Raw genomic sequence first — 13,015 nt, forward strand, 5'->3', positions numbered from 1 at the left:
ATTCATTGATCGGAGCTCACCGTGCCTGCCACCGATGCCGCCCTGCGCGCCCACGTCGGCGCCATCCGCGCCGCCGAGCGCATCTCGCCCCAGGCCGCCGCCCGCGTCGCGCTGCCCCTGTTCATGCGCGTCGGCCCGAGGCTCCCCGTGCGCCCCGCCGACCGCGCCGTCGACGACGCCGCGCGCCGCAGCACCCTCCGGGTGCGCGGCCGCGACATCGTCGCGTACGAGTGGGGCACCGGGCCCGACACGATCCTGCTCGTGCACGGATGGCGCGGCCGCGCCTCGCAGTTCGCCCCGATCGTGCGCGAGCTGCGCGCCGAGGGGTTCCGGCTCGTCGCCTTCGACGCACCCGCCAACGGCGCCTCGCCAGGGCGCGGCACCGACATCCGCGACTGGCTCGCCGCGATCGGGGCGCTGCAGTCGCGGGAGGGCCGCTTCCACGCGATCGTCGGCCACTCGTTCGGCGCGATGGCCGCCGCGACCGCGGTCCGCAATGGGACCGCGGCGGGCGCGCTCGTGGCGATCGCCGGCATGGCCGACGCACGGTACCTCGTCGACTCGTTCGCCGCGCGCGTCGGCGTCGGCGCCGCGACCGCCGACGCGCTCGCGGAGCGGTTCGCGCGACGCATCCTGCCGCATCTCGACGACCCGTGGCCGCGCTTCGACGGCGCCGCCCACCCGCTGCCCGAGGGGACGCCGCTGCTCGTCGTGCACGACCGCGGCGACCGCGAGGTCAGCCTGGGCGAGGCCGTGCGCCTGCACGAGGCGCACGGCGACCGTTCGCGCCTGGTGCTCACCGAGGGCGCGGGGCACTCGCGCGTACTGGGGGCGGATGTCGCGCTCGACGCCATCACGGCCTTCGTCACCGCCGGCCCCGCCGGCGTCGACGCCCTCGGCTCGACCCGTACGGCCGGCTCCCGCTCCGCCTGACCCTCCAGCCTCCTTCGGTGACGACAGTCGTTGCGGGTGCGGTGCAGCTCGCACCCGCAACGAGTGTCCACACCGAGGGGCCGGGTGGGATCAGGCGGGGCGGCGCGCGGCCGACGCGCGGAGCACGCGCTCGTAGAACGCCTCGTGGGCGCGCGTGACGGCCGTGTCGTCGAGTAGGCCGGGCGTGGCGGCCGCGGCGGCCGCGAGGCGGGCGCGGAGCGCCGCGTCGGCGTCGAGGCGCGCGAGCGCGTCGGCGAGCGCATCGACGTCGCGCGGCGGCACGAGGAGGCCGTTCACGCCGTCCTCGATCCACTCGGCGGGTCCGCCCTCGTCGGCGGCGACCACGGCGCGGCCCGCGGCGAGGTACTGGAGCACGTTCTGGCCCAGCGGCTCGGGCCGCGTCGAGGCCTGCACCGCGATATCCCAGTTCGCCAGGAGTGCGTCGACGTCGGCGACGTGGCCGAGCAGGTCGAGCTGGGTGCCGACGCCGAGCTCAGCGGCGCGACGGCGCAGCGCGTCGGCGAAGGCCTCGTGCCCGAAGGGCGCACCGCCGGCGAGCTGCAGTCGCGTGTCGCGGCCCCGGAAGACGCGCGCAAACGCCTCGAGGAGTTGCGCCTGCCCCTTCCACGGGTCGATGCGGGCGAGCATGCCCACGATGCGGAGCGGCCCGGGAGCGGCACCAGCTGTGGCCGCACCAGCCGCGGCCGCGCCATCCGCCGTCGCGCCATCCGCCGCCGACCGCACCCGCAGCCCCGACGCGCTCGGGATCGCCTCGGCCGGCACCCCGGCACGGAAGAAGGGGCGCGCCGACTCGAGGGTCGCGCGCGAGTTCGCGACCACGCCGTCGGCGCGCGGCAGCACGACGCGGGTCATGAGCGCGTACCCCGAGCGGCCGAGCGCCTCGGGCTCGACGAGGTCGCGCAGGTGCACGACGAACGCCTTCCGCGTGCCGCGCACGGCGAACGCGCCGTAGGCGGCCGATCGCGCCGTGTTCGCGTCGATGACGTCGGCGCCGTGGAACGCGCGCGACGTGCGCACGACGCCCGCTTGGGCGAGCACGCGCGCGCCCATGCGGGCGGCCGCGAGCCGGCCTCCGCTGCTCGCGCCGGCGGGCTGCCGGACGCCCGCGATGCGTCGCGGCACCCGCACCGGCACGGCGTCGTAGATGCCGGGCGCCGTGCGATCCTCTGGCGGCGCCATCAGCAGGTACGGCGCCCATCCGGGCCCCGCCTGCAGCATCCGCAGCAGGGCGAACTCGGCGCCGCCGGCCGCGCTCGTGTGATCGAGGTGCAGCACCCGGATGGCGCGGGGCGAGGTCACGCCTGTCGCCGCCCTCGCGGCCGACCCGTCGATCCGTCGCCCGCGCCGCCGGCGCCGGGACCGGAACCCGCACCGCCCTCGACGCCGTCATCGCCGAACGGGAACGCCGCGGCATCCGCCACCGCATCGTCGTACGCGAGGACCTCGCGGTCGGGCATGCCGAACAGCGCGGACGCGAGGCGCGTGAGCGCGGGGACCTCCTGGCGTGCCATCTCGCGGTAGGCCTCGTCGTCCTTGCCCTGGGGGTCGACGATGTCCTGCGGCGAGCCGGCCGCGAGTGCACGGCTCGCGCCGAATCGCGCCACGCGGTCGCGCAGGTCGTCGACCGAGGTCGGCGGCGCGAGCACGGGCAGCTCGCCCGCGATCGCGCCGGCCTCGCGGATCGTGAACGTGTGCTTGAGGGCCGCGGGCGCGAACCCCAGCACCTTCTCGCGCTGCTCGGCCTCGGCCACCAGCACGAGGTCGGCGTCGCGCACGAGCGCGTCGGTGAGCTGCACCGCGCGGTGACCGGATGCGTCGGCGCCGAGCGTCGCGGCGATGGCGCGCGAGCGGCTCCGCATGTGGCTGCCCACCGGTGCGGCGAGCCCCGCGCTGCCCACGTGCACCTGCATGGCGAGCGGCGCCGGAAGGTACCATCCGGCCCAGGTGCGCAGCAGCGCGGCGCCGAGCGCCGACCGGTTCAGGTTCCCCGTGCACACGACGAGCACGCTGAAGGAATCCGTCTTCACGCCACCACCCCTCTGGCTCACCGGCGACCCGGGCGCAGCCGGCGGATAAGGTTTCCTCACAGGAGTCTAGATGGGGGTGCGGTGCGCGTACTCAGGGTGTCGCACAGCGCCGTCGTCGACGAGTGGCGAGGTCGCGAGCGTGCGCTCACCGAGCTGGGCGTGGACGTCGGGCTGATCTGCGCGCGCTCGTGGCACGCCGGCGGCGCCGAGGTGGCGCTGCAGCCGCGCCCCGGCGAGCGCGTGACCGGCGCCCGCACGTTCGGCCGCCACCCCGCCCTGTTCGCGTACGACCCGCGCCCGATCTGGCGCGCGCTGGGCGAGCCGTGGGACGTGCTCGACCTGCACGAGGAGCCGTTCGCGCTCGCGACCGCCGAGGTGCTGCTGCTGCGCGCGCTGCGCCGACGGCCGCGCGGTCGCCCCCGCCCGCCCGTGGTGCTGTACACGGCGCAGAACCTGCGCAAGCGCTACCCCGTGCCGTTCCGCTGGTTCGAACGGCACGCGCTGCGCACCGCGGCCGGCGTCTCGGCGTGCAACGTCGAGGCGGCGCGCATCGTCGAGCAGAAGGGGTTCGCGGGCCGTGCGCGCGTCATCCCGCTGGGCGTCGACCTGCAGCGCTTCCGGCCGGCTGAGCGAGCGGATGGCGCGTGGCCGGCCGCTCAGCCCCGGGTGACGGATGCCTCGGGGCAGGCCTCCCAGCGTCAGGCGGCGGATGTCGCGGGGCCGGCCGCCCAGCCCCAGGTGACGGATGTCGCGGCCGCGACGTCGCACGACGCCGCCGCCGACGCCCCGATCATCGTGGGCTTCCTCGGCCGCCTCGTGCCCGAGAAGGGTCTGCTGGTGCTGCTCGACGCGCTCGCGCGCGAGCCGCGCCTGCGCCTGCGCGTCGGCGGGACCGGCCCGCTCGGCGCCGAGCTGCCGTCGCTCGCCGCCGCGGCGGGTGTCGGCGACCGCGTCGAGCTCAACGGCGCCGTCGACCCCGACGACATCCCCGCGTTCCTGCGCGCGCTCGACGTGCTGGCGGTGCCGTCGCTGCCGACGCCGTCGTGGACCGAGCAGTTCGGCCGCGTGGCGGTGGAGGCCATGGCGTGCGGCGTGCCGGTCGTCTCGAGCGATGCGGGCGCGCTGCCCGACGTGGTCGGCGGTGCGGGCATCGTCGTGCCCGCGGGCGACGCGGCGGCCCTCGCCGAGGTGCTCGTCGAGGCCGCGGGCCCACGCGCCGCGGAACTCCGCGCGAGCGGCGCGGCGCGCGCCGAGGAGTGCAGCTGGCAGGCCGTGGGCCGGGACTACCTCGACCTGTACCGCGCGGTGCGGCACGAGCCATCCGGCGCCGCCCCTGCGAGCACCGCGACCACCGCGACCACCGCGACCACCGCGACCACCGCGACGGAGACCCGGCCCGTCGAGGTGATCGTCGTCGCCTACGGCTCTCCCGGCCTGCTCCGCCGCGCGCTCGAGCCCGTGCGCGACCTGCCCGTCACCGTGGTCGACAACTCGTCGATGCCCGAGATCGCGGCGTTGTGCGCCGAGCTCGGCATCCGGTACCTCGACCCCGGCCGCAACGGCGGCTTCGCCGCAGGCGTGAACGTCGGCCTCGCCGACCGGCTGGTACCGGGCGCCGACGTGCTGCTGCTCAACCCCGACGCCGCCGTCACGCCCGACGACATCGACCGGCTCGAGCGGGCCCTCCGCGCCCGCGACGACCTCGCGAGCGTGGGTCCAGCGCAGGTCGACGACGAGGGCCGTACGGCCCGCGTGGACTGGTGGCTGCCCTCGCCCGGCGGCACCTGGCTCGAGGCGCTCGGCCTCGCGCGCCTGCGCCGCGACCCGACATACGTGATCGGCTCGGTGCTGCTCCTGCGCGCCGAGGCGCTCGCGCAGGTCGGCGGGTTCGACGAGCGCTTCTTCCTGTACGCCGAGGAGGCCGACTGGGCCTACCGCGCGCACAGGCTCGGATGGCGCCATGCTGCCGTGCCCGACGCGCGCGCGATGCACGTCGGCGCGGGCACCGGCGGTGATCCGCGCCGACGCGAGGCGCACTTCCACGCGTCGCAGGAGCGCTACCTGCGCAAGCACTTCGGCGCGCTGGGCTGGCAGTGGGCGCGGCTCGGGCAGTGGCTCGGCGCGTCGGTCCGTGGCATCCTGCTTCGAGGCGATCGCGGGCGCGCGGCCCGACGGCGCGCGGCGCTCTACCTGCTCGGCCCTGCGCGGGTCGAGGCGAGGTTCCGGCGAGAGGAAGCACCGACGAGCGAGAGGCAGGCGGCATGACGCGGATCGTGCAGATCGTGCCGTTCATCGGCCCCGGCACGGGCGTGGCCGGTGTCGCGTGGAACCTCGAGAAGGAACTGCAGGCCCTCGGCGCCACCGTCGAGCGCTTCACGTTCGACGACGCGCGCCGGCACCGCATGCGCCGCTGGCCGAAGAACACCGTGCTCGCCCGCATCCGCGGCGGCTGGCGCATGGTGTGGTTCAGCACGGTCGGCACCCGGCGCGCGAAGCGGTTCCTCGCCGAGCGCCCCGACGCGGTCGTGATCTGCCACAACAACGTGATGGCGGGCGACGTGTACGTGAACCACGGCGTGCTGCTCGCCTCGATGCGGGCGCGGGGCCGCTCGCGGTGGGGCATCTACCGCAACCCCATCCACGTGTTCATCTACCTTCGCGACCGCATCCGCTACCGGGGTCGCACGCATCGGGCGGTCGTCGCGCTGTCCGAGCAGGATGCCGCCGACCTCCGCACGACGTACGGCCCCGTGCGGCCCCGGGTCGTGGTGATCCCGAACGGCGTCGACCTCGACCGCTTCCGGCCGCCGACCCCCGAGGAGCGCCAGGCGGCGCGCGCCGACCTGAAGCTCGGCACCGAGGAGCGCGTCGCCGTGTTTGTGGGGCACGAGTTCTCGCGCAAGGGCCTCTCGTACGCGATCCGCGGGCTCGAGCACGCGCCGAGCGTGCTCCTGATGATCATCGGCGGCAACGACCTCATCATCGCCGAGGCGTTCGAGGAGGCGAAGCAGCACGGCGTCGGCGACCGCGTCCTCTTCCTCGGGCCGCGTTCGAACCTCGGGCGATTCCTCGCCGCCGCCGACATGTTCGTCTTCCCGAGCGCCTACGAGGCCAACGCGCTGGTGATCCTCGAGGCGCTCGCGAGCGGCCTGCCGGTCATCGCCACGCCCGTGGGCTTCGCGCCCGAGATCATCGTCGACGGCGAGAACGGGTTCCTCGTCGAGCGCGATCCTCGTGCGGTCGGCGAGCGGATGGAGCAGCTCGCGAGCCTCGAGGTCGCCGAGCTCGACGAGTGGCGCCGTCGGGCGCGCGAGTCGATGGTGCCGTTCGGCTGGCCGAGCATCGCGCAGCGCTACCTCGAGCTCGCCGAGGAGGTGCGTGCCGAGCGCGACGCCGAGGCGTCGGCCGGCGCCGCGGCCTCGGCACGCGCGTCGGCGTCCGGCACGCCGGCGTCCGGCACGCCGGTGTCCGGCCCGTCCGACCGGGCAGGCGGATGACGCGGATCGTGCAGATCGCGCCGTCGATCGAGCCCGGCAGCGGGGTCGGCGGCGTGGCGCACGCGCTCGAGCGCGAGTTCCTCGCCGCGGGCGTGGAGGTCGAGCGGTTCACGGCCGCGGAGGCCGGGCGCACGCTCGCGCGCCCGCACCGGACGGCGCTCGGCCTGCACCTGGCGCGGGCCGCGAACGTCGTGTGGTTCAGCACGGTCGGCACCCGGCGCGCGCGCCGCTTCCTCGCGGAGCGACCCGACGCGATCTCGATCACGCACAACGACGTGATGGCGGGCGACGTCTACGTCAACCACGGCCTCCTGCAGGCCGCGATGCGCGCCCGCGGCAACTGCGCGTGGCGGATGGTGCGCAACCCCGTGCACCTCTTCACCGCGGCGCGCGACCGCTTCCGCTACCGCGGCCGCACGCATCGCGCCGTCGTGGCCCTCACGAGCCAGGAGGCGCGGCTGCTGCGCGAGGTCTACGGCCGCGTGCATGCGCCGATCACCGTCATCCCGAACGGCGTCGACGCAGAGCGGTTCCGGCCGGGCGACGCCGCCGAGCGCGACGCGGTGCGACGCGAGCTGGGGCTGCCGGATGACGCGACCACGGCGCTCTTCATCGGCCACGAGTTCGAGCGCAAGGGCCTCGCCATCGCGATCGACGCGCTGCGCGTCGCGACCGACGTCGTGCTGCTGGTCGTCGGCGGGACGCCCGAGATGATCCGTCGGGCGCACGCCCACGCCGAGCGCGCCGGCGTCGCCGACCGCGTCGTGTTCGCCGGCGAGCGCCCCGACCCGGTGCCGTGCCTGCACGCGGCCGACCTGCTCGTGCTGCCGAGCGCGTACGAGGCGAACGCGCTCGTCGTGCTCGAGGCGCTCTCGTGCGGGCTGCCCGTGGTGTCGACCCCCGTCGGCTTCGCCCCCGATCTCATCGCCGACGGCGAGAACGGGTACATCGTCGACCGGTCGGCCGACTCGGTGGGCGCCAGGCTCGCCGAGCTCGCCGCGCAGCCGCTCGACGCGTGGCGCGACCGCGCGCGGCGCACGGCCGAACGGTACTCCTGGCGCGAGGTCGCGGGGCGCTACCTCGAGCTCGTGCGCTCGCTCGAGGCCGACCGCGGGCGTCTTCGCATCCTGCACGCCATCCGCTCCGACGGATTCTCGGGCGTCGAGCAGTTCGTGCTGCGCCTCGCGCTGCAGCAGGCGGCCGACGGACACCGCGTGGCCGTGATCGGCGGGGCGACCGACCGCATGCGGCCCGAGCTGGAGGCCGCCGGTATCCCCCACATCGCCGCCGCGCGCACGGACGAGGTGCTGCGGGCGGTGCGGCGACACGCGCACCAGGTCGATGTCGTGAACACGCACATGACCGCCGCCGAGATCGGCACGGTCGCCGCGCTCGCGGTCGCCCGGCGCCCGCGCCCGGCCGTCGTGGCGACCCGGCATTTCGCCAAGCGGCGGGGGCACGTCGGGCCCGTGCGCATCGACGCACTCGTGCGCCGCCGCATCCGCGCCGAGATCTCGATCAGCGACGCCGTGGCGACCGCGATCGAGCGGCCGAGCACCGTCGTGCACACGGGCATCGCCCCGCGCCCCGAGGCGGATGCGTCGCAGCGCGAGCGCACCGTGCTCATCGCGCAGCGCCTCCAGCCCGAGAAGCGCACGGATGTCGGCGTGCGCGCGTTCGCCGCCTCCGGGCTCGCCGGCGAGGGATGGACGCTCGACGTCGCGGGTGTCGGGCCGGAGCGCCCGGCCCTCGAGCGGCTGGCCGCCGACCTGGGGATCGCGCCATTCGTGCGGTTCACCGGCTACCGCCGCGACCTGCCCGAGCTCATGGCCCGCGCGGGGATGCTGCTTGCGCCGTGCCCGGTCGAAGGGCTCGGGCTCACGCTCATCGAGGCAATGGCGAGCGGGCTGCCGCCGGTCGCCGCGGACGCGGCCGGCCACGTCGAGGTGCTCGCGGGCCTCGACCCCCGGTGTCGCTTCGCGCCCGGCGACGCGGAGGCGGCCGGCCTCGTGTTGCGCGCGCTGGCCCACGACGACGCGGGGCGTGCCGCGCACGGCGCGGCCGCACGCGAGCGCCAGCAGCAGCACTTCTCGCTCCGCGCGCAGGCCGATGCGACCGAGGCGGTCTACCGGAGCGTGCGGCGATGACCGATCTCGTCGTCGTCTCGCTCGAACGCTGGGACGAGGTGTGGCGCCGCAACCAGCATCTCGTCGCCGGCCTGCTGCGCGCCGACCCCGCGCTGCGCGTGCTGTTCGTCGAGCCGCCCGCCGACCCGACGCACGACCTCCGGTCGCGGCGCGTGCCGCGCCTCGGCCGCGGCCGGCGCGAGCTGACCGACGTCGACGGGGTCGGCGCGGGCCGGCTCTGGACGCTGCAATCGACGAAATGGCTGCCGCGCCGCCTCGATCCGCGCGCCGACGAGCGACTCGCCCGCGCGGTGATGCGCGCTGCCGACCGCCTCGGCCTGCGCCATCCGCTGCTCTGGCTCAACGACCCGGGCTACGTCGGGCTCGCCGAGCGCTCGGGCTGGCGCACCCTCTACGACGTCACCGACGACTGGCTCACGGCCGACCGCCCGGAGGCGGAGCGGCGTCGGGCCGCGACGAACGAGGGCCGGCTGCTCGAGCTCGCCGGTGAAGTCGTCGTGTGCTCGCCCGAGCTCTCACGACGCAAGGCGGGATCCGCACGCTCGATCACGCTGATCCCCAACGGGGTGGATGCCGCGGCCTACCGCCGTCCGGTCGAGCGCCCCGGCGACCTGCCGGGCCGGCCCGTCGCGCTCTACCTCGGCACGGCGCACCCCGACCGCATCGACGTCGACCTGTGCGAGGCCACGGCACGCGAGCTGGGTGACGGCGGCACGCTCGTGCTGGTCGGACCGAACCTCCTCGGCGACGCCGCCTCCGATCGGCTGCGTCGCGCGGGCGTGCGACTGCTCGGCCCGCGGCCGCGGGAGGCGGTCGTCGGCTACCTCCAGCACGCCGACGTCCTCGTCGTGCCGCACGTCGTGACCGACTTCACCGACAGCCTCGACCCGATCAAGCTCTACGAGTACCAGGCCGTCGGGCGTCCGGTGGTCTCGACGCCGGTGGCGGGGTTCCGGGACGCCGTCGACAAGCGGGTCACCATCGCGGATGCCGCGGGCTTCCCCGCGGCCGTCCTCTCGGCGCTCGCGGCGTCGCAGCCCTTCCCGCACGGCGCCGACGGGCCCACCAGCGACTGGAGCATCCGCGTCGCGGCGATGCGCGACGTGCTCGCGCGGCTCGGCAGGCACGCCGACGACTAGAGCTCCTCGAGCACCCGGCGGAGTCGCGCCCACGACCACGACCAGTCGTGGGCGAGCGCGTAGGCGCGCGAGGCGGCCGCCCGGCGCGCGCGCTCGGCCGGATCGTCCGCGAGCGCGGCGATCGCGTCGGCGAGCGTCGCAGGGTCGTCGGGTGCGACGAGGATCCCGGCGTCGCCGACGACGTCGGGCAGGCCCCCGATGCGGCTCGCGATCACCGGCAGGCCCGTCGCGAGTCCCTCCGATGCGGTGAGCCCGCTCGGTTCGGCCCAGCGCGAGGGCACGACGAGGGCGTCGGCGCTGCGCAGCAGGTCGGGCAGCGACATCCGGTCGACGAAGGGCTCGAAGCGGATGTCGGCGCCGGAATCCTGCGCGGTGCGGCGGAGCTCGCGCTCGAACGCCGACAGCGGGGCGTCGCGCGCGAAGCCCCGGCTGCCGACGATCACGAACTCGAGGTCGGGTCGCTGCAGGCGCGCCGCGGCCTCGACGAGCACGTCGGGGCCCTTCTCGGCGATCATCCGGCCGACGAACATGATGCGCAACGGCTTGCCGGGCGGTCTCGGCGGCGCGTCGTCGCCAGCCGGTGAGAACTGCACGGCGTCGACGCCGTTGGGCACCACGTGCACCTGGTCGGCGAGGGCCGGTGGCAGGGCCGCCCGGGTCCGGTCGGCGAGCGAGTCGCTCACGCACACGATCGCGGCGACGCCCGCCAACGCGCGACCGGCCTCAGCCCGGGTGTAGGTGCGCAGCAGGTCGTTGTGCGCGTACAGGATCACCTGGTGCGGCGAGTCGCGCAGCAACCAGGGCAGCACGGGCGCATTGTGCGCGAGCACGATCGACGGCTCGCGTGCGCGGATGGCGTCGGCGACCGGGGTGAAGAACCGCGCGGTTCCTCGGCGCACGCCGCCGAGACGTGCACGCACCAAGTCGAGCCCGCGCTCGTTCCGGGTGAGCCACGGCGCACTGTCGTACTCGATCGGCTCGGCGCTGTCGTACCTCGGCCGCATGGTCGACCGGTCGACGACCACCGCCTGCGGCCACGGCGGCACGTCGCGGGCCGCCGCCGACGCGAGACCGTGCACCACGGTCGGAATGGCGGAGCCGGTGCGCGGCGAGAAGTGGTCGCCGGGCGTGATGGCGTGGATGACGGTCGTCACGCCCGATCACCTCTCGACCGTGGCTGGGAACGCGGAACGGGGTGCGCCGCATGAGCGGCGCACCCCGTTTCGCTGGAGCTCAGGCCTACGCCTGGTAGAACGGCGGGTCGCAGGTGGGCGCACCCGTCGGGAACGGCACGCGGCTCGAGCACGGCGGGAACGCGTCGATGGTGATGCCGGAGATGACGATCGGCGCGTGGTCGGTGTCGTCGCAGTCGTGACCCCACGGGATCGTGAGCTGCAGCGTGACCGACTGGTTCGCGCTGTTGTCGGAGTTCGCGTACACGATGACCTTGACGCAGTCACCGGGCTCGATGGGCGTGCAGTACGTGGGGTTGATGCCCACGACCGTGAAGGGCAGGCCCGACGACACGATCGAGATCGACGGCTTGAGGACGATGTCCTTGTTCGTGTTGTTGCAGACGAGCAGCGGAATCGCGAACGCCTTGTTGGGGTCGAGGCCGGGCAGGCCGGCGAAGAGCTCGGCACAACCCTGGGCGCTGTTGCCGGGGAGCTTACAGGCCTCGCCGACCGAGACGTCCGGCGGGTTGCCGGACGCGGCGTAGGCGGGCGCGGGAACGGCGAGGGCGACGGCGGGCACGGACCACGCCATGGCCTTGGCCACCGTGCGACGGGAGATGCCGGGCTTCGGCTCTTCGAGGTCGCTCATTGGGGATCCTCCTGGACTTTCGCTGTTGTGTGGCGACCCTCGCTGGTACTTTTCGGGTCATCCTCGGTTGCATGCAGGTTGAGGTACCGGTGCACACTATCGGGTTTTCACAGCCAACTCTAGGGGTCGAGGGATCCTCGCCCGACCATTCCCCACCCCACCTTCGGGTGACAAACGGTCACACGACGACACGTGCGGAAGGGCATTCCGGGCAACGATAGCGACACGTCCATTCGCTCGAATGGAACGACGCGCCGTCGGATCGATAGATTCGGACGGGGCGGAGCCAGGGGCGTCCGGGCCCATTCACGCTCCGCCCATCGGAGGGACCAGCCGCACATGCCCGAGCGCTCGCGAACCAGCCCGCGACTGACGATCGCGACGATCGCCACGGACACGCCCATGGGTGCGCAGGCCTACCAGGAGCAGGTGGCCTCGCGCGCCGCCGCTGCGTTGGCGAGCGTGGACGAGCGGCATTGGCGGGTCCGCCGCCTCGTCGTGCGGTCGATGCGGTCGAGCCTGCCAGGCAACCGCCGCCTGCCCCTGAGCCGGATCGCGACCGCGCCGGCCGGGGTGCGCCGCGAACTCGGTCGGGCGCTCTCGCTCGGCGACTCCGTGACCCACCGGATGAACCTCGAGCTGCCGCCGTCACCGCATGGCGACGTCATCACGGTGCACGACGTGGTCGCATGGCGGTTCCCCGACGAGTCCGCGCCCGTGCCGGCGGCGATCGAAGAGGCGCGGCGCGCCGCGGCCGTCATCTGCGTGTCGGAGTTCAGCGCTCGCGAGGCGATGGAGCTGCTCGGGATCCGCGAGCCGCACGTCGTGCACAACGGGGTCGACACGAGGTTCTTCGACGCGGCCCCGCTCGACACCGGCGGCCGGACGTCGCTCGGGCTGCCGGAGCGTTACGTCCTGCACGCGGGCGGCGCGACGCGTCGCAAGAACTTGGAGGGGCTCGCCGAGGCGTGGCCGCTCGTGCAGCGCGAGCGGCCCGGTCTCGAGCTCGTGCTCGCCGGCCCGCCGCATCCGCGCCGGACGGCGCTCTTCGAGGGCATGCCGGGCGTCCGGCTCGTCGGCCGCCTGCCCGACGAGGTGATGCCCGGGCTGGTCGCCGGGGCCGAGGTCGTGGTCGTCCCGTCGCTGTACGAGGGGTTCGGCCTGCCGGCCCTCGAGGCGATGGCCGCCAACGTCCCGGTCGTGGCCGCGGCGACGAGCTCGCTCCCGGAGGTCGTGGGCGCCGCGGGCATCCTGGTCGAGCCGACGGGGCCGGCCATCGCCGCCGGCCTGCTGGACGCCACCGGCGGCTCGCAGATGGACGCGATGATCGCCGCGGGCCGTGCGCGGGCGGGCGAGTTCACGTGGGAGCGCTGCGCGGAGGCGCATGCGCGGGTCTGGGCCTCGCTGGCCTGACGCCTGACGCCTGA

10 protein-coding genes are annotated in these 13,015 nt (G+C 75.1%); 6 read left to right on the plus strand and 4 right to left on the minus strand.

What is annotated here, in order from left to right; translation table 11 throughout:
* The first annotated feature begins 21 nt into the window (after nucleotides 1-21).
* A complete protein-coding gene (locus JOD46_RS00915; RefSeq protein ID WP_204390932.1) occupies nucleotides 22-933 on the plus strand; it encodes an alpha/beta fold hydrolase in 912 nt (303 codons plus the stop codon).
* Nucleotides 934-1,023: 90 nt separating this feature from the next.
* On the opposite strand, the gene JOD46_RS18855 is transcribed toward JOD46_RS00915, so the two are convergent.
* Nucleotides 1,024-2,253, minus strand: coding sequence for a glycosyltransferase family 1 protein (locus tag JOD46_RS18855; RefSeq protein WP_204390933.1), 1,230 nt, complete (start codon nucleotides 2,251-2,253; stop codon nucleotides 1,024-1,026).
* Nucleotides 2,250-2,981: an arsenate reductase/protein-tyrosine-phosphatase family protein gene (locus JOD46_RS00925; protein WP_204390935.1), complete on the minus strand. Its 732-nt coding sequence runs from the start codon at nucleotides 2,979-2,981 to the stop codon at nucleotides 2,250-2,252. Before JOD46_RS00925 ends, JOD46_RS18855 begins: the two co-directional genes overlap by 4 nt.
* Before the next feature lie 81 nt (nucleotides 2,982-3,062).
* On the opposite strand from JOD46_RS00925, the gene JOD46_RS00930 reads away from it, so the two are divergent.
* The 4 genes from JOD46_RS00930 to JOD46_RS00945 are packed head-to-tail and all read left to right on the plus strand — an operon-like array spanning nucleotide 3,063 to nucleotide 9,764.
* Nucleotides 3,063-5,246 carry a glycosyltransferase gene (locus JOD46_RS00930; RefSeq protein WP_307834860.1) on the plus strand — a complete coding sequence of 728 codons (2,184 nt, stop codon included), beginning with the start codon at nucleotides 3,063-3,065 and terminating at the stop codon, nucleotides 5,244-5,246.
* The gene (locus JOD46_RS00935) at nucleotides 5,243-6,478 is read left to right on the plus strand and encodes a glycosyltransferase family 4 protein (RefSeq protein WP_204390937.1); all 1,236 of its coding nucleotides are present in this window, start codon (nucleotides 5,243-5,245) and stop codon (nucleotides 6,476-6,478) included. The genes JOD46_RS00930 and JOD46_RS00935 overlap by 4 nt, the downstream gene beginning before the upstream one ends.
* Nucleotides 6,475-8,625, plus strand: coding sequence for a glycosyltransferase family 4 protein (locus tag JOD46_RS00940; RefSeq protein ID WP_204390939.1), 2,151 nt, complete (start codon nucleotides 6,475-6,477; stop codon nucleotides 8,623-8,625). Before JOD46_RS00935 ends, JOD46_RS00940 begins: the two co-directional genes overlap by 4 nt.
* Entirely contained in the window at nucleotides 8,622-9,764 is a 1,143-nt protein-coding gene (locus JOD46_RS00945) for a glycosyltransferase (protein WP_204390941.1), read from the plus strand. The genes JOD46_RS00940 and JOD46_RS00945 overlap by 4 nt, the downstream gene beginning before the upstream one ends.
* Here the strand turns inward: JOD46_RS00945 and JOD46_RS00950 are convergent.
* Nucleotides 9,761-10,918 (minus strand): glycosyltransferase family 4 protein, encoded by a 1,158-nt coding sequence (locus JOD46_RS00950; protein ID WP_204390943.1) that lies wholly within the window; start codon nucleotides 10,916-10,918, stop codon nucleotides 9,761-9,763. The genes JOD46_RS00945 and JOD46_RS00950 overlap by 4 nt on opposite strands.
* Nucleotides 10,919-11,003: 85 nt before the next feature.
* Entirely contained in the window at nucleotides 11,004-11,588 is a 585-nt protein-coding gene (locus JOD46_RS00955; RefSeq protein ID WP_204390945.1) for a hypothetical protein, read from the minus strand.
* Nucleotides 11,589-11,927: 339 nt separating this feature from the next.
* Between JOD46_RS00955 and JOD46_RS00960 the strand changes: the two genes are divergently transcribed.
* A complete protein-coding gene (locus JOD46_RS00960) occupies nucleotides 11,928-13,001 on the plus strand; it encodes a glycosyltransferase (RefSeq protein WP_204390947.1) in 1,074 nt (357 codons plus the stop codon).
* The last annotated feature ends 14 nt before the right edge of the window (nucleotides 13,002-13,015 follow it).

Origin of the sequence: Agromyces aurantiacus, assembly GCF_016907355.1 — a bacterium.
GTDB classification, from domain to species: Bacteria; Actinomycetota; Actinomycetes; order Actinomycetales; family Microbacteriaceae; genus Agromyces; species Agromyces aurantiacus.

Bases quoted from the DNA above. Each gene is read 5' to 3' on its own strand.
- JOD46_RS00940 (WP_204390939.1), top strand. From the start codon at position 6,475: ATGACGCGGATCGTGCAGATCGCGCCGTCGATCGAGCCCGGCAGCGGG.
- JOD46_RS00935 (WP_204390937.1), top strand. From the start codon at position 5,243: ATGACGCGGATCGTGCAGATCGTGCCGTTCATCGGCCCCGGCACGGGC.
- JOD46_RS00945 (WP_204390941.1), top strand. From the start codon at position 8,622: ATGACCGATCTCGTCGTCGTCTCGCTCGAACGCTGGGACGAGGTGTGG.
- JOD46_RS00960 (WP_204390947.1), top strand. From the start codon at position 11,928: ATGCCCGAGCGCTCGCGAACCAGCCCGCGACTGACGATCGCGACGATC.
- JOD46_RS00955 (WP_204390945.1), bottom strand. From the start codon at position 11,588: ATGAGCGACCTCGAAGAGCCGAAGCCCGGCATCTCCCGTCGCACGGTG.